Origin of the sequence: Bacillus sp. FSL L8-0358 (assembly GCF_038593095.1) — a bacterium.
Classification (GTDB): Bacteria; Bacillota; Bacilli; order Bacillales; family Bacillaceae; genus Bacillus; species Bacillus subtilis.
Genome location: NZ_CP151962.1, coordinates 2,431,197 through 2,455,352, shown reverse-complemented (window position 1 = coordinate 2,455,352; position 24,156 = coordinate 2,431,197). Strand labels below are relative to the sequence as shown.

Genomic DNA, 24,156 nt, shown 5'->3' with positions numbered 1-24,156 from the left:
GACAAGAAATTAACGTTAAATTAAGGGTAGACCGGGAATTTATACGCTGTTCCCGCTTGAATGGCATTGGCTTTCACATTTGGATTCAGTGCTTCAAAATCCTTTACAATGTCATCCGGAGAACCTGCTGATCCGACTATCGACATAACCGTCTCACCCGGCTTTACCTTCACCGTTTTATAATCCGGTTCTTGTGCAGCCGTTTTTGCTGATGCTTCATAGACAGGGAGGTCCTGAATGGGTATGGTTCCAATTTTAAGGTCATAAAAAAGAATAAAAAGTATAAAAACAATGCTGCATACTAAGGTGAGACGCTTCATCGCTTTTCCTCCCGCATACGAAATTTTATACCATAGTATGCTTGTCCATTTAGATTCATGACAAAAGAAAAGAGACTGCGAATGCAGCCTCGGTTTATACAGCAGCTTTTTTGGACGGAATCTCTTTTAAAACGAGAAACAGGATGACAAAATTGACAAACCAGTTCAGCAAAAATTCACTTGGTACGGTTGCTTCTAATGCCCGCATGATTGTAAAGAATACAGTTGAAAGGGTGATGGAATAAGCAGAAAGCTTCCAGAGCTGATGATAGGATAAATGTTTTTTCTGCGAATTCTTAATGATTAACCCGATAAGCGCTAAAAACGATACTTCAATAAATTTTCCCGCTGCTGTTACGAGAAAAATAAGAGCTGAGAGAACAGTGACAATCATCGCTTTATTTTGGTTTAACCCTGCAATGACATCTTTTTTCTGTAACTCTGACGGCATCATTGAGTAAGACATTTCTTGGGCTTGTCCGTCAATGGCCAAAACAAATTTGTTCTGAAGGATGCCGATCGCGTTTTGCTTTGCTTCAATTTGTTCAGTGCCATAGGAGTCTGTCGGATCGAACACGATAACGAAACCATTTGCTTGAGATTCCGTGGCTTTTTTCTCATCCGTTTGAAGTTTGCCGTTTGAAATTGTGAAATCAGGGAAATCTTTGTTTAAAACAGTTTTAAAGCCGTTCATTGATTTTACGGTCCCTGTACTTACATAATAAGCGGTAGGGATTGCAAACAGGACAGAGAGCAAAAATACATAAAGAATCGCTTTTCCGATTCCTTGAAATCTTGTTTTTGCAATATCACGGGGAGAGTATGTACTTTTAATGAAAAGCTGAAACACATTCACTATCTTCACTTCCTAGCTAAACTAATATATGTTGCTTATTGTATCGTTGCATGCGTGTGAATACAAGGAAGACATGAAGAAGACAGAGTAAAATGGGAGGATGGAAGCTATGGATATGTTGTATTGGCTGTTGATTGCAGCGGTTTTTATCATTGCCTTTATCGGGCTGGTGTATCCTGTTATTCCGAGCGTAGTATTTATTGTTGCCGGATTTGTATTGTACGGATTTTTATTTTCATTCAGTCCGTATTCTTATATGTTCTGGCTTGTTGAGGCAGTTTTTGCCGCAGTATTATTCGCAGCAGATTACGTGTCGAATCTGCTTGGAGTAAAAAGGTTCGGAGGAAGCAAAGCTGCCATATGGGGAAGCACGATCGGTTTATTAGTCGGGCCTTTTGTCATTCCGGTTGCAGGGATCATATTGGGCCCGTTTATCGGGGCTGTTTGCGCAGAACTTATCGTCCATCAGAAGGACTTAAAGTCAGCGTTTAAAATTGGCCTCGGCTCACTCATTGGTTTTTTAACAGGGGTTATTGCCAAGGGCATCATACAGCTTTTGATGATCGGATACTTTTTATGGACGGTCCTATAAGAAATGCTGGCGGCAGGTTTAATGGGGCAGATTATCGGTTAAAGTGAAGTATGTCCGCTGAAATGAGCCAAATCGTGAGCTTTTTCATTGATTACAAAGCATTCTTTTGTTACATTGAATGAAGAAAGGCTCGCTGTGAAGCGGCATTTCAGTACATATATACTAAGGAGGAATTATCATGGCTTACGAACTTCCAGAATTACCTTATGCGTACGATGCTTTAGAACCGCATATCGACAAGGAAACTATGACTATTCACCATACGAAACACCACAACACATACGTGACAAATTTAAACAAAGCGGTTGAAGGAAACACTGCTCTTGCCAACAAATCAGTTGAAGAGCTTGTTGCAGATCTTGATTCTGTTCCTGAAAACATCCGCACTGCAGTCCGCAACAACGGCGGCGGACACGCGAACCACAAATTATTCTGGACACTTTTATCTCCAAACGGCGGAGGCGAACCGACTGGCGCGCTTGCTGAAGAGATCAACAGTGTATTTGGAAGCTTTGACAAATTCAAAGAGCAATTCGCAGCAGCTGCAGCTGGACGCTTCGGTTCTGGCTGGGCATGGCTTGTTGTGAACAACGGTAAACTTGAAATCACAAGCACGCCAAACCAAGATTCTCCGCTTTCAGAAGGCAAAACGCCTATCTTAGGTCTTGACGTTTGGGAGCATGCTTACTACCTTAACTATCAAAACCGCCGTCCTGATTACATTTCAGCTTTCTGGAATGTTGTAAACTGGGACGAAGTGGCTCGTCTATACAGTGAAGCAAAATAATGGCACAAACAAGGTCCTCATTATGGGACCTTGTTTTTTTATGTCTTCTTTTTACATATCTCGGTTTGAGTGAGACAGACTAAGGGATAGTAAAGGGGAGTCAGTAATGAGCAAACTAAAAAAAGTGATAGGCGATGTAGACGTAAACAAAGGGTTACTCTTTCTGCTGACCATTGGCGGGCTTTACTCGCTGGGAATTGCACTGTCCAATACATTTGTTAATGTGTATCTTTGGAAGCAGTCAGGGAAATTTATTGATTTGGCGATATATAATTTATCCATTGTGACAATGCAGCCGATAACCTTTTATTTGGCTGGACGGTTAGCCAAAAAAATAGACAGGGTATTTATTTTAAGGTTCGGCGTCATTTTTTTAGCTGCCTTTTATTTAAGTGTGCTTTTAGCCGGAGAAACGGCGGCCAGCCGCCTCGTGCTAATAGGCGCGGTGCTCGGAGTGGGCTATGGCTTTTATTGGCTAGCGTTTAACGTGCTGACCTTTGAAATAACAGAGCCGGATACGCGGGACTTTTTCAACGGGTTTATGGGCATTCTGTCTTCCTCTGCAGGAATGATCGGCCCGATTGTAGCCGGATTCGTGATCTCAAGGCTTGAAAATAATACGGGTTATACAGTGATTTTCAGTCTCTCCCTCAGTTTATTTGCCCTGGCTGTCGTGATGAGCTTTTTCTTAAAACGGAGAGAATCAAAGGGCCGTTTTATGCTGAGCAAAGTATTTGGAGAGCGCCATAGCAATATGAATTGGCGGAGAATCACGAATGCGCATTTTTTTCAGGGTTTGAGAGAAGGGATTTTTGTCTTTTTAATCAGTGTGTTTGTATTTATTGAGACAAACAGCGAACTTGCTCTCGGTACATTCGGTCTTGTCAATTCAGCTGTTTCCTTCTTTGCCTACTACTTTGCATCCAGGCTGATTAAGAAAAAGGCGAGAAAAAAATCGATTTTGCTGGGCGGACTTATTTTGTATGGCGCGCTGTTTTTGATTCTGTTCCATATGAGCTTTTCGACATTATTAACGTACGGCGTTTTTATTGCCATCGGCTATCCTCTGTTGCTTGTGCCATATGTATCACTTACATATGATGTGATAGGGCGCGCGAGGCATGCAAGAAAAGCAAGAATTGAATATATCGTGCTTAGAGAAATGTTCTTGAACGCCGGCAGAATTGTTTCCATTTTGTGCTTTCTCCTGATTGTGGCCCTTCTGAAAGAGGATGTGGGAATTCCTTTGTCACTTGCGATATTGGGTATAGGACATCCTTTGATTTATTACTTTGTCAAGGATATCCGTTTTAAGGAGAAAGAAGGGGAAAATGAAACCATGGAAGAAGACGGCCAAAAACGGGTAACAGAACCGACCCTGTTAAAAGGCGAGAGATAATTTTTTTGCCAAAAAGGGGTTATCTGTAGAAAAAAGTCGAAAAAACCTTTAAAATGAAAACTGGCACTCTTACTTGAGTGTCTTTTCTTTCTGTAAATAGAAAAGGTGATGTTATGAGGAGAAATAAACCAAAAAAGCAAAATCATAAAGAGAAAAAGAAGTCGCTTCCGATCCGGCTGAATATTTTATTTTTAGCTGCCTTTGTTATATTTACCTGGATTATTGTGGAACTGGGCATCAAGCAGATCGTGCAAGGCGATGATTACAAAAACCAAGCGAATAAGCAGGAACAAAGTGAAGTCAGCTCAGCGGTACCGCGCGGGAAAATTTATGATCGAAACTTTAATGCCATTGTGACAAATAAGGCTTTAAATGCAATCACATACACGAGATCTAAATCGACCACGCAAGAACAGCGCTTAAAGATCGCAAAAAAGCTGTCTGACATGATCAAAGTCGATACAAAAAAAGTAACAGAACGGGATAAAAAAGATTATTGGATTTTGACTAGACCGAAAGAAGCGAAAAAGCTCATTAGCTCTAAAGAAAGACAGCAGGTTGAAGACAAAAAAATATCCGATGACGATTTATACCAGCTTCAGCTAAAACGGATTACTGATAAGCAGCTGAATGAATTAACGGATAAAGATATGCAGATCCTCGCTATCAAAAGACAGATGGATTCGGGCTATGCATTGACCCCTCAATATATCAAAAACGAAGATGTATCAGCGAAGGAAATGGCAGTGGTAAGTGAACATTTAGACGAACTGCCAGGTGTTGATGTCACGTCCGATTGGGAACGTGAATATCCGTATAAAAACCTTCTTCGCTCAGTGCTCGGAAGTGTTTCCAGCTCTAATGAAGGGTTGCCGTCCAACTTGCTCGACCATTATCTGTCGCTTGGCTACAGCCGTAATGACAGGGTCGGAAAAAGCTATTTGGAATACCAATATGAAAGCCTTCTGCAGGGCCAAAAAGCCAAAGTCGAAAATATCACAGATTCAAACGGCAATGTCACGGGAACAAAAACGGTATCTGAAGGCAAAGCCGGTAAAGATCTCGTGCTTACGATTGACATTGATTTGCAAAAAGAAGTGGAAAAAATCATTGAGAAGAACCTCAAATCTGCTAAAGCAAGACCAAGCACGCAATTGTTAGACCGTGCATTCGTTGTCATGATGGACCCAAGAAACGGTGAAGTGCTTTCAATGGCGGGCAAGCAGATTAAACAAGAAAATGGGAAATATAAAATTGATGATTACGCTTTAGGTACAATGACGTCATCTTATGCCATGGGATCAGCGGTCAAAGGCGCAACAGTCTTGACAGGCCTTCAAACCGGAGCTATTAATCTGAATACTGTTTTTCAAGATGAACCATTGTATATCGGCAGTCAGGATAAACGCGGTAAAAAGTCATGGACTAACTTAGGACCGGTCAATATTCAAAGAGCCTTAGAGCAGTCTTCCAACGTATTTATGTTTAAAACTGCGATCGCGCTCGGAAAAGGTGAATATAAACCGCACCAGGCTTTACCGATTGATACGACGGCCTTTGATACGTTCCGTAATTACTTCAGCCAATTTGGACTGGGTGTCAAAACTGGAATTGATCTTCCGAATGAAATGACAGGCTATAAAGGAACAGACAGATTGACGGGATTCTTGCTTGACTATGCGATCGGCCAATACGACACGTATACACCGCTGGAACTCGCGCAATACGTATCAACGATTGCAAACGGCGGATATCGCTTAAAGCCTCAGCTTGTAAAGGAAGTCAGAGAACCTGATGCTAAAAGAGGGATCGGTGCTGTCGTACAATCCGTTCAGCCAGAAGTGCTGAATAAAATCGACATGAAGAGTGAATACATTAAAGAGGTTCAGGCCGGATTCAGACGGGTGATGACAAAAGGGACAGCTGCCAGCCAATTTGCTTCAGCGTCATATCAGCCTGCCGGTAAAACAGGAACAGCACAATCGTTCTATGATGGACCTGATAAATCAAAAACAGGAACATCGACTTATAATACGACACTTGTCGCCTATGCACCGGCTGATAATCCTGAGATTGCAATCTCTGTAGTAGTCCCTTGGGCTTATATTGATTACAGCGCTAAATATACCATTACAAACGAAATCGGCAGGGAAGTAATGGATAAATATTTTGAGCTGAAATCGAAGCAGGACAAAGAAGATACTCAGCAAAAGAATAAAGACAAAATCGAAGAAAGTGCAGAAAACACAACGTCTTCTGATAACTAAAAAGAAACGCTCACATGATGTGGGCGTTTTTTTTATACAAAAAAACGCACTGATTTACAAAACCTTAACATTCGGTTCAAACCCTTTTTACATAGAACCTTTACTCTATACGTGTAGGACAAATTACACATTATACGCAGGGGGAATTCAGGAAATGAAAAAAAACAAATTGATGCTTATGCTTCTGATGGCTGCTTTTATGATGATTGCAGCTGCATGCGGAAATGCAGGAGAAAGTAAAAAATCGAATAGCGATTCTGCAAAAGGAGAAGAAAAGGCATCAGGTTCTTTAACCATTTCTGGTTCATCGGCTATGCAGCCACTAGTACTTGCAGCCGCGGAAAAATTTATGGAAGAAAACCCTGATGCTGATATACAGGTACAAGCTGGCGGTTCTGGAACAGGGCTTTCTCAAGTCTCTGAAGGTGCTGTTCAGATCGGGAATTCAGACGTTTTTGCTGAAGAAAAAGAAGGCATCGATGCAAAAGCGCTTGTCGATCATCAAGTCGCTGTAGTTGGTATGGCAGCAGCTGTAAACCCTGATGCTGGTGTGAAGGATATTTCAAAAGATGAATTGAAAAAAATCTTCACTGGAAAAATCAAAAACTGGAAAGAGCTCGGCGGCAAAGACCAAAAGATTACACTTGTAAACCGTCCTGATTCTTCTGGCACACGTGCTACATTTGTGAAATATGCGCTTGACGGAGCGGAGCCTGCAGAAGGCATTACTGAAGATTCCTCCAACACGGTGAAAAAGATCATTGCTGATACTCCGGGAGCGATTGGATATCTTGCATTCTCATATTTAACAGATGACAAAGTAACTGCTCTATCTATTGACGGTGTTAAACCTGAAGCGAAAAATGTAGCAACTGGCGAGTATCCGATCTGGGCTTATCAGCATTCTTATACAAAAGGTGAAGCGACAGGTTTAGCTAAAGAATTTCTTGATTATCTAAAGAGTGAAGACATTCAAAAAAGCATTGTTACTGACCAAGGCTACATTCCGGTTACTGATATGAAAGTGACACGCGATGCCAACGGGAAGCAAAGCTGATCTTAATAAAAAGAGGAGTGCGGGGACAACCGTTTCTCCTCTTAACACATTCATAGGAGTGTAAAACAATGATAAACAATAGAGAAAATATGTCTGTGAGCGAGCGTTTAATCAGCTCAAGGCAAAATCGGCAATTGGATGAAGTTCGGGGAAGAATGATTGTAACAGCATGTGCGCTGATTATGATTGCGGCATCTGTTGCAATCACCATTTTCCTCGGCGTGAAGGGGCTGCAATCTTTTCTTGTAAATGGTGTAAGCCCAATTGAATTCTTAACGAGCTTAAATTGGAATCCTACAGATACTGATCCGAAATACGGAGTGCTGCCATTTATTTTTGGCTCATTTGCAGTAACGATTCTTTCTGCTCTAATCGCTGCGCCGCTTGGCATTGCAGGTGCGATTTTTATGACAGAGATTGCCCCGAATTGGGGAAAGAAAGTGCTGCAGCCGGTAATTGAGCTTTTAGTCGGTATTCCATCTGTTGTTTATGGATTCATAGGTCTTACAGTATTGGTGCCGTTTATCGCCCAGTTCAAATCGAGCGGAACAGGGCACAGTTTATTGGCGGGAACGATTGTCCTTTCCGTCATGATTCTGCCGACGATCACATCGATTTCTGCTGATGCAATGGCTTCTCTTCCGAAGAGTTTACGAGAGGGTTCTTACGCGCTTGGTGCGACAAGATGGCAGACGATCAGAAAAGTACTTGTGCCTGCAGCTTTTCCAACATTGATGACAGCTGTTGTGTTAGGCATGGCTCGGGCGTTCGGCGAAGCTTTGGCTGTTCAGATGGTCATTGGAAATACAAGAGTATTGCCGGAAAGCCTGTTTGACACTGCGGGAACGCTGACAACGATCATCACGCTGAATATGGGCCACACCACATACGGAAGCGTTGAAAACAATACGCTGTGGTCAATGGGGCTTGTGCTTCTGGTGATGTCATTCTTGTTCATCCTGCTTATTCGCTACTTGTCATCTAGGAGGAAAGTGTAATGAACCGCAAAATAACAGATAAACTGGCGACCGGAATGTTTGGTTTGTGTGCAGCCATTATCGCTGCCATTTTAGTAGGTTTGTTTTCCTATATTATTATAAACGGTGTTTCTCAGCTCAGTTTTCAATTTATTACAACAAAATCGAGCGCCATTGCAGCTGGAGGAGGCATACGAGATCAGCTGTTTAACTCCTTTTATACTTTGTTTATTACAATGCTGATTACAATCCCGCTCGGTGTGGGCGGCGGAGTCTTCATGGCTGAGTATGCGCCTAATAACAAAGTGACTGACTTCATCAGAACATGTATAGAGGTGCTTTCATCTCTTCCGTCTATTGTCATTGGGATGTTTGGATTATTGATGTTTGTCAACTTAACAGGCTGGGGATATACGATCATAGGCGGGGCGCTTGCGTTAACTGTTTTTAACCTTCCTGTCATGGTGCGTGTGACAGAAGACGCGATCCGTTCAGTCCCTAAAGATCTGAAGGAAGCCTCTCTCGCTTTAGGTGTATCACGCTGGCATACCGTAAAAACGGTTTTAATTCCAAGTGCGATTCCTTCTATTATCACAGGAGCAATTTTAGCGTCAGGAAGGGTGTTCGGGGAAGCGGCCGCATTATTATTTACGGCAGGCCTGACAACACCGCGTCTTAATTTTACGGAGTGGAACCCGTTTTCGGAAACATCACCGCTTAATATTTTCAGGCCCGCTGAAACACTTGCGGTCCACATTTGGAACGTCAATACACAAGGAATGATTCCGGATGCTGAAGCGATTGCCAACGGTGGTTCTGCCGTGCTGGTGATTTCTGTTCTTGTGTTTAATCTCGCAGCGAGATGGCTTGGCACGATGATCTACAAAAAGCTTACGGCTAATTAGAACGGAAAGAGGCGAAAAACATGTCTGAACAAATGGTAAAAGAAAAACCTGAGCGAGCTGTTATTGTTCCGAAGCAGAACCACGTGCTTGAGGTGAAAGATCTGTCTATTTTTTACGGAAATAAACAAGCGGTTCATCATGTAAACATGGATATTGAAAAAAATGCGGTGACTGCTTTAATTGGGCCGTCGGGATGCGGAAAATCCACTTTTTTGAGAAATATTAACCGAATGAACGATTTAATTCCATCTGCAAGAGCGGAAGGTGAAATCCTTTATGAGGGATTAAATATATTGGGCGGCAATATTAACGTTGTCAGCTTGAGAAGAGAAATCGGAATGGTTTTCCAAAAACCAAATCCATTTCCGAAATCGATCTATGCGAATATCACACATGCATTGAAATATGCCGGAGAGCGGAATAAAGCCGTTTTAGATGAAATTGTGGAAGAAAGTTTAACAAAAGCAGCGCTCTGGGATGAGGTGAAGGATCGTTTACATTCATCAGCACTCTCGTTATCCGGCGGCCAGCAGCAGCGTTTATGCATCGCGAGAACGCTTGCGATGAAGCCGGCTGTTCTTCTGCTTGATGAACCAGCTTCAGCGCTTGATCCGATTTCAAATGCAAAAATAGAGGAATTAATTACAGGATTGAAAAGAGAATACTCAATTATTATTGTCACGCACAATATGCAGCAGGCTCTGCGGGTTTCTGACCGGACGGCATTCTTTTTAAACGGAGAGCTTGTAGAGTACGGACAGACCGAACAGATTTTCACGAGTCCGAAAAAGCAAAAGACAGAGGATTATATTAACGGAAAATTCGGATAGGAGGGCGGCAATGAGTATTGCTACCGAAGCTGTAATGAAACAGGAAGTCTATCAAGTCAATGGAATGAACTTATGGTATGGACAGCATCATGCTTTAAAAAATATCAATTTGAGCATTTATGAAAATGAGGTTACGGCGATTATCGGGCCATCCGGATGCGGGAAATCGACCTTTATCAAGACATTGAATTTAATGATTCAAATGACGCCGAATGTAAAGCTTGCAGGTGAGCTGAACTATAATGGCAGCAACATTTTAAAGGATAAAGTGGACATCGTGGATTTGCGAAAAAATATCGGCATGGTATTCCAAAAAGGGAATCCGTTTCCGCAATCTATTTTTGATAATGTGGCTTACGGACCGAGAGTCCACGGCACCAAAAATAAAAAGAAGCTTCAGGAAATTGTGGAAAAGTCATTAAAAGACGTGGCATTATGGGATGAGGTGAAGGATCGATTGCATACGTCCGCTCTTTCGCTGTCAGGGGGCCAGCAGCAGCGTCTTTGCATCGCTAGAGCACTTGCGACCAATCCTGATATTTTGCTGATGGATGAACCGACATCTGCACTAGATCCAATCTCAACGAGAAAAATTGAAGAACTCATTCTAGAGCTGAAAAATAAATATACAATTGTCATTGTCACGCATAACATGCAGCAGGCAGCAAGGGTTTCTGATCAAACCGCCTTTTTCTACATGGGCGAGCTTGTTGAATGCGACAATACGAATAAAATGTTCTCTAACCCGAAGGACCAAAGAACGCTCGATTACATTTCAGGAAAGTTTGGATGAAAAAAACAGGCTGAGTCAGCCTGTTTTTTTATCGTGTTAACGTTTTTACGATCTTTTTGAAACTCATGTCTGATTTTACTTTAAACTCGCCGGCACGAATTTCTTTGTGATAGCCGGCATCAATGACATAGTCATTAAAGTCTTGAGCCGAAGAGATAATGCCCTCTTTTTCAAGAATAGCAGATACATCCGCAGTGCTCATGCCATCTTTAATTTTGAGCTTGTACGTTTTGACTTTGTCTGTTTTCGTGTCTGAGCTACTGTCATCGGTCAACGATTTCTCTTTTGAATCAAGAAGTTTTTGATATTCATCACGGTTCACAGAAACCATTTTTTTAGAATCAAGGTAATTGTTCACGTCTTGTTCAGTTACTGTTTTATTATCTTTTACAGCAGCGGCCTGGTCTTCGTCAGTCAGATAAAAAACAGCTGCAAGAACGGCTGTCGCTAAAATGATGCCGCCAGCAAATGCCTGAATGCCCCGTTTTGTCATACGAGCACCTTCTCATTATCTTTGATAATCGTATTCACGTCTTCCACTGATACATGCTCAGCTTTAGCAATCGCTTCAGCTGACATACCGTTATTATATTTAGAAAGTATTTGTTTAGCGATTTTTTGATTGATGTCGTTCTGCTTTGATTTGCGAATGACAAGGTTTGTTTCCAGTAATTCTTCCTCAAGCACTGTCATTTTCTTTTTGAGCTTGTAAATTTCCTGCATCGCAGAAAGCTGCAGTGTTTCGAGCTCCTGTTCTACATCTTTCATCGGGTCTCTTTGAGAATATGAGAATGCAATTAGCGCTATACTGACGATAAACAACGCAATAATAGCAATTTCCACGTTTCATCACCTTCTATTCTTTTTTTATCCTTCTTTTTTATACCATAAAACCAATAGTTTCTAAAGGAATTCGCGAAAAAAACGAGATTTTGTCGAGAAATCTTTCTTTGCTTCTTCTTTATGTAATGGTTTAATAGGAACACGAAGTGAACGATTGGAAAGGAGAAATGTTAGGAGTCCATGGATAAACACCCATTTCCCTATAATATACGACATAAGCTTGCCTTTTTTAGGGACACATTCGACATGATCATTCAAAACGCTCACACCCTGACCGTAAGCTGGGAAATCTCAGAAGAAACAATGCGGCTGGCTGAAGCGGTCCTTTTCGAAAAAACGCAGGATATGATAAAAGAATTGCGCATTGTCATCAAAAGAAAAGACATTGAAGCTGTCAGGACAAAACGCACAACGTATGATAAAGGCGAATGGACGATTAGACAGGCGGCTGGTGATGCTGTATATCGGGCTGAATACAGAATTGTGAATTCAATGAATGTCTCTCTCAAGCTTGCCGGTACAGACGACATCTATCTTGATGAAAATGGGATTCGTCATATAAGCAGCTTTCAGATTGAGGAAGCGCACACCAGATGGGAGGAGCAATTTTCTGCATACACCTGTTATGGGAGAGGGGAGAGAGAACGGTGAACATTCTCATGCTTTCACCCGAACATCCCGATGAGCCGAAAAGTGGGCTCGGTGTGCATTTAAACCGCCTCATTTCCTATTTAAACCCTCAAATCAACATTACGGTTTGTACTCCGAGCGGGCAGCTGTTTTCGTATGCGAAGTTTGAAGATTACATAGCTGATGCTAACTTTACAATGGTTCGCCATGTGTTATCACGCAATGAACGCTTTGATCTGATTCATGCCCATGATGACACAACAGCCCCTGCCGCCCAGTATTTGAAACAACGGCTTGGTCTTCCGCTTGCTGCGACAATCCACGGCCTTGAAAGCGAAAGGAAGAAGGTGTGCCGAGAAGCCCCACACCCATACAGGCTCAAGACCGAACGGCTCCTTATTGAATCCGCTGATGCATTGATCGTATTAAGCACATTTATGAAGCGGTCTCTTGATAAGGCGGCACATAAAAAATTAACCGTTATCCCGAGTCCTGTATCGATGGAGGAAGAGAAGGGGAAAATCCCAAGAAGCATGAATAGAAGATTTCTCTTTTCATATGGAAGGTTTGTTCCGGAAAAAGGATTTTCGCAGCTGTTAAAGGTGTTTGCCATCTTGAAGCAGCGTCAGCCTGACCTCTATCTTGTGCTGGCTGGGGAGGGGCCGTCGCTGTCCTGCTATGAGAAATTGGCTGCGGCATATAACCTGAAGGATCGCGTCATGTTCCTGCCGTTTCTCAATAGGAAAGACATCAGAACGTTACTGTCTCAATGTGAAATGGCTGTTTTCCCTAGTTCTTATGAACCGTTTGGGCTTGCCGCGCAAGAAAGCATGGAACAAGGTGTGCTGACTGTCGTTTCTCAGTCGGGTGGTTTTTGTGATTATGCCGTTCATGACAAAACGGCAATCATCGCTGATTTTACGCTCGTACAGGAAGCGGCTGATCTGCTGGACAGTTTTTTTAAAGACCAGGGAAAAGCCCGCCGGATAAAAGAAGCTGGCAGACAACAAGTGTTCAAGCTCCACCACCCCCGACTCATTATGTCATCATATTTGCAGCTTTATGAGCGTATCTTCAATAATTCAGCAATTCATTGAAAAACAGCCTAGCATTCCGTCCATTATAGTGGTATTATATATAAGTCTGAATAAGTAAATGATTTTAGTTTGGAGGGAAAATAATGCGCGTTAATATTACTTTGGCTTGCACTGAATGTGGTGAGCGTAACTATATTTCTAAAAAGAACAAACGCAACAATCCAGACCGCGTTGAATTTAAAAAATATTGCCCACGTGATAAAAAATCTACGTTACACCGTGAAACAAAATAACAGCCTTGCTGTTTGAGGTGTAAGAAAAAAGCCAGAGCTTTGAAAAAGGTTCTGGCTTTTTTTCTATTCCGAGGGGGATGAGAGATGAAATCACAATTAAGAAAAAAGACGCTGGAGGCACTGTCTGCTTTATCAAATGAAGATCTGCTTCAAAAAACGGAACGTATGTATAAGTACTTGTTTTCTCTGCCGGAGTGGCAAAATGCCGGCACCATTGCCGTCACTATTTCCAGAGGATTAGAGATACCGACGCGTCCTGTCATTGAGCAGGCTTGGGAAGAAGGGAAACAAGTTTGCATCCCAAAATGCCATCCGGACACGAAGAAAATGCAATTTCGCACATATCAGACCGATGATCAGCTCGAAACCGTTTACGCCGGACTGCTCGAGCCGGTAATTGAAAAAACAAAAGAAGTAAACCCATCACAAATTGACTTGATGATCGTTCCAGGTGTTTGTTTTGATGTTAACGGGTTTAGGGTCGGCTTTGGAGGCGGCTATTATGATCGCTATTTAAGTGAATATGAAGGGAAGACAGTCTCTTTGCTTTTGGAGTGCCAGTTGTTTGCGCACGTACCCAGTCTGCCGCATGACATCCCGGTACATAAGCTGATAACAGAGGATCGGATTATTTCTTGTTTTTCATAACTTTCATGTCCCTTATTCGAGAATAAATAAGGTAGAATAACAAACCCTATTGGCAGGAGGGATATAATGAAAAAACTTTTGATATATGCCATTTTCGCGGTTTCTGCCGTCATGTTTTATCAAAATCGCTACCGTCTTATGAATACTGTACTCAGCCAGCCAGGAATCAGGCGGTCTTTTATCCATTTGTTTTTAAGAATTCCATTTATCCGCAATAAGTTTATACAGCAAGCTTTCTAAAATCCCGTGAAAAACGGGATTTTTTGCTTTCAGTAGGCGTTTCGGAGCGCCAGCTGTTATAATGAAAAAAAACTATTGGAGCGGTAAACATGTTTTTGCTGGAGTATACATATTGGAAAATTGCGGCGCACCTGGTGAATAGCGGGTATGGCGTCATACAAGCCGGTGAGTCAGATGAAATATGGCTGGAAGCTCCGGACAAGTCCTCTCATGATCTAGTTCGTCTATATAAGCACGATCTTGATTTCCGTCAAGAAATGGTTAGAGACATCGAAGAGCAGGCCGAACGAGTAGAACGAGTCAGACATCAATTGGGCAGACGAAGGATGAAGCTGCTGAATGTGTTTTTTTCAACGGAAGCCCCTGTTGATGACTGGGAAGAGATTGCAAAAAAAACTTTTGAGAAGGGAACTGTGTCAGTTGAGCCGGCAATCGTTAGAGGAACGATGCTTCGAGATGATCTTCAAGCGGTTTTTCCATCATTTCGTACAGAAGATTGTACAGAGGAACACATTTCGTTTGAAGACTCGCAAATGGCGCGAGAACGCTTCCTTTCGCTAGTGCTGAAACAAGAAGAACAGAGAAAAACTGAAGCGGCGGTTTTTCAAAACGGAAAACCGATTTTTACATATTTATTTATTGCGCTTCAGATCCTGATGTTTTTCTTGCTCGAAATAAACGGAGGCAGCACTAATACGGAGACGCTGGTCGCTTTTGGAGCAAAAGAAAACAGCCTGATTGCACAAGGAGAATGGTGGCGGCTTCTGACACCCATTGTGCTTCACATCGGCATAGCGCATTTAGCTTTTAATACGCTGGCTTTATGGTCGGTTGGTACAGCGGTTGAGCGGATGTATGGATCGGGCAGGTTTTTGCTGATTTATCTGGCTGCTGGCATTACGGGTTCGATTGCGAGTTTTGTGTTCAGCCCGTATCCTTCGGCAGGGGCATCAGGAGCCATATTCGGATGCTTAGGTGCATTACTGTATGTTGCTTTGTCTAATCGAAAAATGTTTTTAAGAACCATAGGAACCAATATTATTGTCATTATTATCATCAATCTGGGCTTTGGTTTTGCAGTTTCGAATATTGATAATTCAGGACATATCGGCGGCTTGATTGGCGGCTTTTTCGCTGCAGCGGCATTGGGGTTGCCCAAAGCCAGAGCCTTTGGAAAAAGATTGTTGTCAGCGGTTTTGCTGATTGCTTTGGCTGCCGGATTTTTATATTACGGATTGCATTCGCCTTCACACCAGGAGTCAGCGCTGATTCAGCAGGCAAGCGAGCTGTATCAGGAAGGAAAGTATGAAGAAGTAACAGAATTGCTGAACGGAGAAGCAGCGCAAAAAGATGCCTCTGCCGATCTTTTGAAAATTCTTGCTGTTTCTGATATTAAAATCGGCGAATATGATCAGGCGGTTTCCCTTTTGGAACGAGCAGTGAAAAAAGAACCTAAAGACCATGCCTCATATTACAATTTAGCCTTATTGTATGCGGAAAAAAATGAGCTTGCACAAGCAGAAAAGGCTATCAGGCTGGCTTTAAAATTGGAGCCGAAGGAGCAGCGCTACAAGGAGCTTCAGCAACAAATTGAAAACAATAAAGAATCATAAAGGTGGAATATGGAAAGGAGGCTGGCTTTTTTGTCAGCGTTTTCTTCTTGACTGACCGCTTCCTTATGAATACGCTTATGATAGTTAAGTTCAAGAAATGGTGAGGAAAATGAATACATTTTATGATGTGCAGCAGCTGTTAAAAACGTTTGGCCACATTGTTTATTTTGGAGACAGAGAGCTTGAAATTGAGTTTATGCTGGATGAATTAAAGGAATTATACATGAACCACATGATTGAAAAGGAGCAGTGGACCAGAGCGGCAGCTGTCCTTCGAAAAGAATTGGAGCAAACAAAAAACGGAAGAGATTTCTATAAAGGCTAAGGTGATAAAAATGGACGAGATATGGTTTGCGGGCATTGACCTGGGAGGAACGACGATTAAACTCGCTTTTATTAATCAATATGGCGAAATTCAGCATAAGTGGGAAGTTCCGACTGATAAAACCGGCGACACGATTACTGTCACAATTGCAAAAACAATCGACAGCAAGCTGGATGAGCTGCAAAAACCGAAGCACATCATCAAATACATCGGAATGGGTGCACCAGGCCCTGTAGATATGGCGGCAGGAGTTGTTTATGAAACAGTAAATCTAGGGTGGAAAAATTATGCTTTAAAAAACCATCTGGAGACAGAAACCGGCATCCCAGCTGTTATAGAAAATGACGCGAATATTGCTGCGCTCGGGGAAATGTGGAAGGGAGCGGGTGATGGCGCAAAAGACGTCATTCTCGTGACGCTTGGCACAGGAGTTGGCGGCGGCATCATTGCAAATGGTGAAATTGTACATGGCATAAATGGCGCCGGCGGAGAAATCGGCCATATTTGCAGCATCCCTGAAGGCGGAGCGCCCTGCAACTGCGGCAAAACGGGCTGTATCGAAACAATTGCTTCAGCAACCGGAATTGTAAGAATTGCAAAAGAAAAAATAGCAAATGCTAAAAAGACGACATGTTTAAAAGCAACCGAACAATTGTCAGCGCGGGATGTGTTTGAAGCGGCGGGTGAAAATGATGAAATTGCCCTTGAGGTGGTTGATTATGTAGCCAAGCACCTTGGTTTGGTGCTCGGAAATTTGGCAAGCTCGCTTAATCCATCCAAAATCGTTCTTGGCGGCGGCGTATCGAGAGCCGGAGAACTGCTGAGATCAAAAGTTGAGAAAACATTCCGCAAATGCGCGTTTCCGCGGGCGGCCCAAGCTGCTGATATTTCAATCGCAGCACTTGGAAATGATGCCGGCGTTATCGGAGGCGCTTGGATCGCTAAAAATGAATGGCTGAAACATCAAAATTGTTAAAATTGTGTAAATGAAATTGATTTTTTGTTGTGCTCAGGTTAAGATTTAATTTGATGTGTTAATGAGAATGTTGGGAATAGACTGATTTTTTGAGCGTGCTGCATAGGAGGTTGAAATGCGAAAAACGTTTTTTTCGAAGATTTCATTTATGCTGATTGCCATTTTATTGATGTGGCTGAAAACGTATGCTGTTTACAAAACCAGTTTTCATATTAAAATCGACAATCTAACACAGGAATTTATTCTGTTTATCAACCCATTGAGTTTTTTGTTGCTTATTTTTGGCCTCAGCCTGTTTTTAAAAGGCAAAAACAGAAATCGCTACATTATCGCGATGAGCTGTCTTGTCACGTTTGTATTGCTGGCAAATATGGTTTTTTACCGTTTTTACAATGATTTCTTAACAATCCCTGTTCTTTTTCAAACGAGCAATATGGGTGATCTCGGAAGCAGCATCGGAACACTTCTTGAGCCGACAGACCTCCTATTAGCTGTAGATATTGCGGTTTTAATATGGCTTCACATCCGGCAAAAAGCTTTTCAATCGGACATTCCCTCAACGAAAAATGAACGGGCGGCTTATTTTTTGTTCGTTGCTTCTGTTTATTTCTTCAACCTGGGCTTGTCTGAGGCGGAAAGACCTCAGCTATTGACACGCTCATTTGACAGAGAAATGCTTGTTAAAAACATTAGCCTGTTTAATTTTCATATTTACGATGGCGTTCTTCAGTCAAAGCAATCCGCACAGAGAGCGTTGGCAGACAGCAACAGCCTGACGGAAATTGAAAACTACGTAACCGCTAATGCGAAGGATGCCAACAAACGCTTATTCGGCGCTGCAAAAGGAAGGAACGTCATTCTCGTATCCTTAGAGTCGACGCAAAGCTTCGTGATTAATGAAAAATTGAATGGAGAAGAAATCACGCCTTTTCTGAATGACTTTATAAAACAGAGCTACAACTTTAATAATGTTTACCACCAAACAGGCCAGGGGAAAACCTCGGATTCTGAATTTATCGTGGACAATTCACTGTATCCGCTTGGACGAGGTGCCGTGTTTTTTACGAATGCGGGCAATCAATATATGGCCGCTCCTGAAATTTTGAAAAACAGCGGATACTATTCAGCGGTGCTCCACGCTAATAATAAGAGCTTTTGGAATCGTGATTTAATGTACGACTCATTTGGATATGATTCGTTTTTTGATATTAACTCGTATGATGTAACTGACGAAAATTCAGTCGGCTGGGGACTTAAGGATAAAGAATTTTTTGAGCAGTCTTCAGAGCTGATGAAAAATCTGCCTCAGCCGTTTTACTCGAGGCTGATTACACTGACGAACCACTTCCCGTTTGATCTTGATGAAGAGGATCAATTGATTGATGAATATGATTCAAGCAGCCAGACGCTAAATAAATATTTTCCGACAGTGCGTTATCAGGATGAGGCGCTGAAACGGTTTATCGAAAAGCTGAAGGAAGACGGATTATACGACAACTCTGTTATTGTATTGTACGGTGACCATTATGGTATATCAGAAAACCATAATGAAGCGATGGGGCAGTTTTTAGGAAAAGAAATAACCCCATTTGAAGAGGTACAGCTCCAAAAAGTGCCGCTGGTCATTCATATTCCGGGTATTACTGATAAAAAGCCGCAAACCATTGAAACAGTAGGCGGGCAGATTGATATCAGGCCGACGCTGATGAATCTTTTAGGGATTGATACGAAAGATCAAATTCAATTCGGCAACGATCTGCTTTCAGACGAAAAACTGGACTTTACGGTGCTCCGGGACGGGAGCTTTATCACAGATCAGGTTGTTTATACAGACGGTGCGTGTTATGACAAAGAGACGGGAAAACCGTTAGAAGAGACAAAACAATGTGAAGCATTTGCTGATAAAGCAAAACAGGAGCTATCACTTTCTGATGAAATCATTTATGGGGATTTGTTGCGATTTTATGACCAGAAAAGGCTGGACAATTCGTCAAAACGGAAAGAAAAACAAATGCTTGATCAGGCATCGTAATCACAATGTCTCCCGCGTCAAAGTGAGCGGGAGGCTTTCTTTTTTTAAATACGCTGTCATATAGTAACAAAAAAGGGGGATGATGATGGCGTTTATTACGGTGAAACCTGCGATCAAGAACAATTTGGCCAGAGTGGCGAAAGAACTGAAGATAGACGAGGAATTGCTTAAAAGTGCAAATCGCTCCGCACAAAAACATCAATTGTATTGCCCTGGTTATGTGATAGAGGAGCATAGCGACAAAGAGCTTCAAACCATTCAGGACATAAAGCGCTTTTTACAGCCTCGGCAGCTGGAACTTTCTGATAGCTGGATTGAGCAAGAGAAAATCTATGATGATTCAGCTGTTGAAAAGGAAATAAAGAAGATTATTGATGTTTTTCCGTTTGTCTCATGCCGGGAAATTGGCCGTTCTGTACTCGGCAGGCCTATCTGGGAGCTGAAGGCTGGTGGGGAGCATGCCGTAAAAAAGGTCCATATGAACGCGTCATTTCATGCGAATGAGTGGATTACAACGTCTGTCCTGCTAAAATGGTTTAAGGAATACTGTATGTCATTATGCTGCAATTCGCCTTTCTTTGGCTTTTCTCCCATGAAGCTGTTTAACAGCACATCCTTATCCCTCGTTCCTCTTGTCAATCCGGATGGCGTTGATCTTGTTTTAAACGGATCAGAAGTCATGGGAGCCAGAAGAGATGAGCTCGAAAGGCTAAATGAACATCGTCCGAATTTTAATGAATGGAAGGCGAATATAAACGGGGTTGATTTAAATAAACAATTTCCATCATTATGGGAAATTGAAAAATACCGAAAACCGACAGCACCCAGCTACCGCGATTTTCCGGGAATCTCTCCGCTTACGGAGCCGGAATCTATTGCGATGTACCGGCTGATCACGGAGAATCCGCCTGACAGACTGCTGGCTCTTCATACTCAAGGAGAAGAAATTTATTGGGGCTATAAAGGCCTTGAGCCTGAGGAATCTTCTGCCGTCATAAAGGATTTTGAGGAGTTAAGCGGGAACATTTATAAGGGAGTAAGGGATATAGACAGCTATGCTGGATTTCGTGATTGGTTTATTCACCATTATTTTAAGGAAGGGTATACGGTGGAACTTGGAAAAGGCCAAAATCCTTTGCCGTTTCAGCAGTTTTCACACATATATAACGCCACAAACGGCATCTTGTGGAGGGCGTTATTTTTTCATGAGTAACTGAAACTTTTTCTTTTTTCTGCCGAAGCAAATATGAGAGAATAAAGATGATCGGAGGGGAATGCTGATGAGATCAGTTTGTTTTATTCTGCTGACGGTATTGCTGTTTAGTCTATCGGCATGCGAACCATCTCATCAGCAGCAAAAACAGGCATCGGCGGCAAAAGATGAGAAAAAAGACATCATACCGCTTTCCGCGGAAAAAGCGGATGGGGCGGAAGGCTGGCTGAATAACAGCACAATATTATATACTGCGTCTAATCCGACGAAAACAGAGCTTTTTGCGTACCGCATCTTTACAGGCAAAGCGAAAAAGCTCTATCAAACGGATGGTCAAATCGTTGATGTTCAAATCAATGCGAGGGAGCAGATGATTCTGCTGCAAATCACACATAGCCAAAAGACGGCAGTGGTTTTGCTTAATGCAGAAGGGGAGACGCTTTACGAAAAAGATTACGAAACGTATGAGCTTGAGGCTGCTTGGAATCAGTATGATCCTTATCAAATGATGGTTACGGAATTCAATGAAAACTGGGATTTCCATACATATCAGGTGAATGCTAAAAAAGGCGAATCTTTCTTAAGTCCGGTACAGGTTCCGTTCATTCATTGGACATCCAAAAATACATTTGATTATGTAAAAGAGGAAAGAGACGATAAAACAGGGCCTTTATATACGTTCGATACAGCTTCTAAGATGGAACAGAAGCTTGAGGATGACGTTCTATTCTTCGATTCTTTCCTTCAAATGAGCTTTACTGTCAAATCAGCTTCCGGAGGAAAAGGGACGTATCAGTTTAAAACGCCGCAATCAACATCACCTGTTACAGCGAAATGGCCGCTCCAAGCGAAATATACAAGTTTGGCTCCAATGGAGTATGACTATGATGAAACAGGAGGCCTGTTTTATACATTCAAACAAAGCGGCGATGCATATAAGCTCGCAGCAGTCGATGTAGCATCGGGAGAGACAAAAGATCTTGTGTCTCTGCGGGAAATGGAGCCGATTCAAATATCTCCGAACGGGAAATATGCGTTATACGGCTTTCATTTTGAGCAAATTATTTTATTGAAATCACATGAAACGAAGCAACTTATCATTGATCAAAAGGAGATGGAATAACGATGGCTATCGCAGATGTAACCATTATCCCAATCGGTACGGAAACACCCAGTGTCAGTGCTTACGTAGCCGATGTGCAAAAGATATTAGAAGGATATCAAGCAGAAGGGAAAATCAAATATCAGCTGACACCGATGAATACGCTGATCGAGGGAGAACTCAGTGACCTTTTTGCAGTCATTCAGGCAATTCACGAAGCGCCATTTCAAAAAGGATTGCACAGAGTGGCAACGAATATCCGTATCGATGACAGGCGTGACAAAAAAACGACGCTTGAGAGCAAAATAGAAAGTGTCAATAAACATTTACAGCCATAAAAATAAACCTGTATCCGATCGGATACAGGTTTTAATGTGCGGTTGGATACCCGCTGTTTATTACGGTCATCACGGTAAACCATCCAAAGACAAATAAGGTGGCACCGGCTAATAAAAACCCGAGTATATTTTTATTTCTAACAGAACGCAAGACTCCCCATAAAGCGAAAAGAGCGACAAGGCCGAAAATCACGACAAGTAACATAACACAGCCCCCTTTACATTGAAAAACCTGCAATTCTTTCCAGTTTTATTCTACCTGTTTTTTATAGGTTTGTCGATAGCGTTTTCAATGCGATTGTTTGAATCTTTTTTAAAAAAACCTCATAATAAGAGCATAAAAAAGAAAGAGGTGATAATAGTGAAATGGAGACGAATGCCAGTAGGGCCGATTCAAGCGAACGCATATTTTCTTATCAGTGATGATCAATGCCTGATTTTTGATCCGGGCGGCGAGGGACATAAAGTCAATCAATACATAAAAGAAAAAGGGCTGACGCCTTTAGCCATTTTGCTTACACATGCCCATTTTGACCATATTGGGGCGCTTGATGAAGTGAGAGAAAAATGGGATATCCCTGTTTACCTGCATCAAAATGAAAAAAATTGGCTTACGGATGCTTCTTTAAACGGCTCCGGCATGCTGCGAGGGATAGAAGTCACAGCTAAGCCTGCAGATCATCTAATTGAAGGTGACGGTGAGTTGAATATCGGGCCGTTTCATTTGGAAACATTATTTACGCCGGGACATTCACCAGGCAGTGTGTCTTACTACGTGAAAGATGCAGACTTGGTCATCTCCGGTGATGTTTTGTTCCAAGGCGGTATAGGACGTACGGATTTAATAGGCGGCGATCAAGAGACGCTGCTGACGTCCATTCATGAAAAACTGCTTACGCTTCCGGAACACACGCTGGTGTTAAGCGGCCATGGACCTGAAACAGACGTACTGACTGAGCAGGACCAAAATCCGTTTTTAAATGGTTTTTCATTGTAAAAAAAGAGACAAACCGATAAGGTTTGTCTCTTTCTGCATTTAATGGCCTCCGCCGCCGGGCACCATAATAAAAATTGAGTAATATGTAAAGCCGGCGAAGAAAATTGTTAAATAAGCGCCAAAAATATAAATATACATGCGTTCGGTTAAGTTCAAATACGATAGAAACACAAATAAGATCGTCTGTCCAAAAAATAAAAGGGAAGCATCTTTCATATCACCTAAATAAAACATGACTGCAAAAATTCCCGTCCAAAATCCTAACACCCGGAACATGCGATTCATTTTTATCCCCTCCCGAGAGTCCCTCTGACTGTTATTATAATAGATCACACCTAGAAATGTAAACATTTTCATTATTAATATACAAATGGAATTTGTCCCTTTGATTGTGTTTTCTATTGTATGAATGTTTTTTAAAAAATAATCCGAAAAAAGTTCTGTAAATGGTTTAAATGAAAAATGATCCGGGTAGTTATTCTACAAAGAGATGGTTAACTGAGGAGGAAAAAACGAATGGAACAACAATTAACTTTTTACTCATATCCAAGCTGCACGTCATGCCGAAAAACAAAACATTGGCTTAAAGCACATCAAATTGAATTTAACGAACGGCACTTATTCAGAGAAACCCCGACAAGAGAAGAATTAAAGTACATTTTATCGTTAACGACAGAAGGAATTGATGAAATTTTGGCGACAAGAAGCCAGACTTTCAAAAATTTAAATTTAAACATTGAAGAAATGACGGTAAATGAGGTGCTGGAACTTTTAATCGAGAAGCCGAAGCTTTTGCGACGCCCGATTCTAGTAGACAACAAAAAGCTGGTGATTGGTTATAACCCGGGAGAACTGTTGAAGTTATCGAAGAAGAAAACGGTTCATCAATCTGCATGATGAAAAACCGAAGATCCGCTGATTTATACGAATCAGCTTATCTTCGGTTTTTCACCTGTTCAGAAACTGGGCTAGCTGGATTCGAACCAACGATCACGGAGTCAAAGTCCATTGCCTTACCGCTTGGCTATAGCCCATTGAATATAAACATAGTATGTGTAAAGGCAGACGCGTTATACATATATAGCG

29 protein-coding genes and 1 tRNA gene are annotated in these 24,156 nt (G+C 42.0%); 23 read left to right on the top strand and 7 right to left on the bottom strand.

Going from position 1 to position 24,156, the window contains the following annotated elements:
* Window positions 1-20: 20 nt before the first annotated feature.
* Window positions 21-320: a LysM domain-containing protein gene (locus NYE49_RS12560; protein ID WP_047182885.1), complete on the bottom strand. Its 300-nt coding sequence runs from the start codon at window positions 318-320 to the stop codon at window positions 21-23.
* A gap of 94 nt (window positions 321-414) precedes the next feature.
* Window positions 415-1,176, bottom strand: coding sequence for a DUF1189 domain-containing protein (locus NYE49_RS12555; RefSeq protein WP_015384107.1), 762 nt, complete (start codon window positions 1,174-1,176; stop codon window positions 415-417).
* 109 nt (window positions 1,177-1,285) lie between these two features.
* Between NYE49_RS12555 and NYE49_RS12550 the strand changes: the two genes are divergently transcribed.
* The 9 genes from NYE49_RS12550 (at window position 1,286) to pstB (NYE49_RS12510) (ending at window position 10,783) form a co-directional block, all read left to right on the top strand.
* The gene (locus NYE49_RS12550) at window positions 1,286-1,768 is read left to right on the top strand and encodes a DUF456 domain-containing protein (RefSeq protein ID WP_015483441.1); all 483 of its coding nucleotides are present in this window, start codon (window positions 1,286-1,288) and stop codon (window positions 1,766-1,768) included.
* 178 nt (window positions 1,769-1,946) lie between these two features.
* Window positions 1,947-2,555: a superoxide dismutase SodA gene (sodA, locus tag NYE49_RS12545; RefSeq protein ID WP_004398583.1), complete on the top strand. Its 609-nt coding sequence runs from the start codon at window positions 1,947-1,949 to the stop codon at window positions 2,553-2,555.
* A 106-nt stretch (window positions 2,556-2,661) separates the two neighbouring features.
* A complete protein-coding gene (locus NYE49_RS12540) occupies window positions 2,662-3,954 on the top strand; it encodes an MFS transporter (RefSeq protein WP_003230095.1) in 1,293 nt (430 codons plus the stop codon).
* Window positions 3,955-4,067: 113 nt separating this feature from the next.
* Window positions 4,068-6,221 carry a penicillin-binding protein 2A gene (gene pbpA, locus NYE49_RS12535; protein ID WP_047182884.1) on the top strand — a complete coding sequence of 718 codons (2,154 nt, stop codon included), beginning with the start codon at window positions 4,068-4,070 and terminating at the stop codon, window positions 6,219-6,221.
* A gap of 154 nt (window positions 6,222-6,375) precedes the next feature.
* A complete protein-coding gene (locus NYE49_RS12530) occupies window positions 6,376-7,278 on the top strand; it encodes a phosphate ABC transporter substrate-binding protein (protein WP_047182883.1) in 903 nt (300 codons plus the stop codon).
* Window positions 7,279-7,346: 68 nt separating this feature from the next.
* A complete protein-coding gene (pstC, locus tag NYE49_RS12525; RefSeq protein ID WP_015714268.1) occupies window positions 7,347-8,276 on the top strand; it encodes a phosphate ABC transporter permease subunit PstC in 930 nt (309 codons plus the stop codon).
* Window positions 8,276-9,160, top strand: coding sequence for a phosphate ABC transporter permease PstA (gene pstA, locus NYE49_RS12520; RefSeq protein ID WP_174616720.1), 885 nt, complete (start codon window positions 8,276-8,278; stop codon window positions 9,158-9,160). The genes pstC and pstA overlap by 1 nt, the downstream gene beginning before the upstream one ends.
* Window positions 9,161-9,180: 20 nt before the next feature.
* Window positions 9,181-9,990, top strand: coding sequence for a phosphate ABC transporter ATP-binding protein PstB (gene pstB, locus NYE49_RS12515; RefSeq protein WP_015384102.1), 810 nt, complete (start codon window positions 9,181-9,183; stop codon window positions 9,988-9,990).
* Window positions 9,991-10,000: 10 nt separating this feature from the next.
* Entirely contained in the window at window positions 10,001-10,783 is a 783-nt protein-coding gene (gene pstB / locus NYE49_RS12510; RefSeq protein WP_014480273.1) for a phosphate ABC transporter ATP-binding protein PstB, read from the top strand.
* Between the two features lie 28 nt (window positions 10,784-10,811).
* Here the strand turns inward: pstB (NYE49_RS12510) and NYE49_RS12505 are convergent, their stop codons facing one another.
* Both NYE49_RS12505 and NYE49_RS12500 read right to left on the bottom strand, forming a co-directional pair.
* A complete protein-coding gene (locus NYE49_RS12505; RefSeq protein WP_014480272.1) occupies window positions 10,812-11,276 on the bottom strand; it encodes an endolytic transglycosylase MltG in 465 nt (154 codons plus the stop codon).
* Window positions 11,273-11,626 (bottom strand): hypothetical protein, encoded by a 354-nt coding sequence (locus tag NYE49_RS12500; RefSeq protein ID WP_003245993.1) that lies wholly within the window; start codon window positions 11,624-11,626, stop codon window positions 11,273-11,275. Before NYE49_RS12500 ends, NYE49_RS12505 begins: the two co-directional genes overlap by 4 nt.
* Before the next feature lie 180 nt (window positions 11,627-11,806).
* On the opposite strand from NYE49_RS12500, the gene NYE49_RS12495 reads away from it, so the two are divergent.
* From NYE49_RS12495 to NYE49_RS12440, 12 genes are all read left to right on the top strand, one after another.
* On the top strand, window positions 11,807-12,277 hold the full coding sequence (locus NYE49_RS12495) for a hypothetical protein (protein WP_047182881.1): 471 nt from the start codon (window positions 11,807-11,809) through the stop codon (window positions 12,275-12,277).
* Window positions 12,274-13,353 (top strand): glycosyltransferase family 4 protein, encoded by a 1,080-nt coding sequence (locus NYE49_RS12490; protein ID WP_047182880.1) that lies wholly within the window; start codon window positions 12,274-12,276, stop codon window positions 13,351-13,353. The genes NYE49_RS12495 and NYE49_RS12490 overlap by 4 nt, the downstream gene beginning before the upstream one ends.
* A gap of 83 nt (window positions 13,354-13,436) precedes the next feature.
* Window positions 13,437-13,586, top strand: a complete 150-nt coding sequence (rpmG, locus tag NYE49_RS12485; RefSeq protein WP_003153056.1) for a 50S ribosomal protein L33 — start codon at window positions 13,437-13,439, stop codon at window positions 13,584-13,586.
* An 84-nt stretch (window positions 13,587-13,670) separates the two neighbouring features.
* Window positions 13,671-14,234: a 5-formyltetrahydrofolate cyclo-ligase gene (locus NYE49_RS12480; RefSeq protein ID WP_015483437.1), complete on the top strand. Its 564-nt coding sequence runs from the start codon at window positions 13,671-13,673 to the stop codon at window positions 14,232-14,234.
* A gap of 66 nt (window positions 14,235-14,300) precedes the next feature.
* The gene (locus NYE49_RS12475) at window positions 14,301-14,474 is read left to right on the top strand and encodes a hypothetical protein (RefSeq protein WP_003230126.1); all 174 of its coding nucleotides are present in this window, start codon (window positions 14,301-14,303) and stop codon (window positions 14,472-14,474) included.
* Between the two features lie 89 nt (window positions 14,475-14,563).
* Entirely contained in the window at window positions 14,564-16,087 is a 1,524-nt protein-coding gene (yqgP, locus tag NYE49_RS12470) for a rhomboid protease YqgP (RefSeq protein WP_047182879.1), read from the top strand.
* A 109-nt stretch (window positions 16,088-16,196) separates the two neighbouring features.
* Window positions 16,197-16,412, top strand: a complete 216-nt coding sequence (locus NYE49_RS12465; RefSeq protein WP_047182878.1) for a YqgQ family protein — start codon at window positions 16,197-16,199, stop codon at window positions 16,410-16,412.
* A gap of 10 nt (window positions 16,413-16,422) precedes the next feature.
* The gene (glcK, locus tag NYE49_RS12460; RefSeq protein ID WP_047182877.1) at window positions 16,423-17,388 is read left to right on the top strand and encodes a glucose kinase GlcK; all 966 of its coding nucleotides are present in this window, start codon (window positions 16,423-16,425) and stop codon (window positions 17,386-17,388) included.
* Window positions 17,389-17,503: 115 nt separating this feature from the next.
* Window positions 17,504-19,420, top strand: coding sequence for an LTA synthase family protein (locus tag NYE49_RS12455; RefSeq protein WP_003230133.1), 1,917 nt, complete (start codon window positions 17,504-17,506; stop codon window positions 19,418-19,420).
* An 82-nt stretch (window positions 19,421-19,502) separates the two neighbouring features.
* A complete protein-coding gene (locus tag NYE49_RS12450) occupies window positions 19,503-20,633 on the top strand; it encodes a M14 family metallocarboxypeptidase (RefSeq protein WP_080344276.1) in 1,131 nt (376 codons plus the stop codon).
* 61 nt (window positions 20,634-20,694) lie between these two features.
* Window positions 20,695-21,756, top strand: a complete 1,062-nt coding sequence (locus NYE49_RS12445; protein ID WP_080344212.1) for a hypothetical protein — start codon at window positions 20,695-20,697, stop codon at window positions 21,754-21,756.
* Window positions 21,757-21,758: 2 nt separating this feature from the next.
* On the top strand, window positions 21,759-22,073 hold the full coding sequence (locus tag NYE49_RS12440) for an MTH1187 family thiamine-binding protein (protein WP_003230139.1): 315 nt from the start codon (window positions 21,759-21,761) through the stop codon (window positions 22,071-22,073).
* A gap of 31 nt (window positions 22,074-22,104) precedes the next feature.
* On the opposite strand, the gene NYE49_RS12435 is transcribed toward NYE49_RS12440, so the two are convergent.
* Complete coding sequence (locus tag NYE49_RS12435; protein ID WP_003230141.1) at window positions 22,105-22,278, bottom strand: DUF2759 family protein; 174 nt, start codon at window positions 22,276-22,278, stop codon at window positions 22,105-22,107.
* A gap of 156 nt (window positions 22,279-22,434) precedes the next feature.
* On the opposite strand from NYE49_RS12435, the gene NYE49_RS12430 reads away from it, so the two are divergent.
* Window positions 22,435-23,070, top strand: coding sequence for an MBL fold metallo-hydrolase (locus NYE49_RS12430; protein ID WP_047182874.1), 636 nt, complete (start codon window positions 22,435-22,437; stop codon window positions 23,068-23,070).
* A gap of 39 nt (window positions 23,071-23,109) precedes the next feature.
* Here NYE49_RS12430 and NYE49_RS12425 read toward each other — a convergent pair whose 3' ends face one another.
* Window positions 23,110-23,355 (bottom strand): DUF2626 domain-containing protein, encoded by a 246-nt coding sequence (locus NYE49_RS12425; protein WP_003226300.1) that lies wholly within the window; start codon window positions 23,353-23,355, stop codon window positions 23,110-23,112.
* A gap of 231 nt (window positions 23,356-23,586) precedes the next feature.
* Here NYE49_RS12425 and mgsR point away from each other — a divergent pair, with 231 nt between their 5' ends.
* Window positions 23,587-23,967 (top strand): transcriptional regulator MgsR, encoded by a 381-nt coding sequence (mgsR, locus tag NYE49_RS12420; protein ID WP_003230147.1) that lies wholly within the window; start codon window positions 23,587-23,589, stop codon window positions 23,965-23,967.
* Window positions 23,968-24,033: 66 nt separating this feature from the next.
* Here mgsR and NYE49_RS12415 read toward each other — a convergent pair.
* A tRNA-Gln gene (locus NYE49_RS12415) sits at window positions 24,034-24,104 on the bottom strand.
* Between the last annotated feature and the right edge of the window lie 52 nt (window positions 24,105-24,156).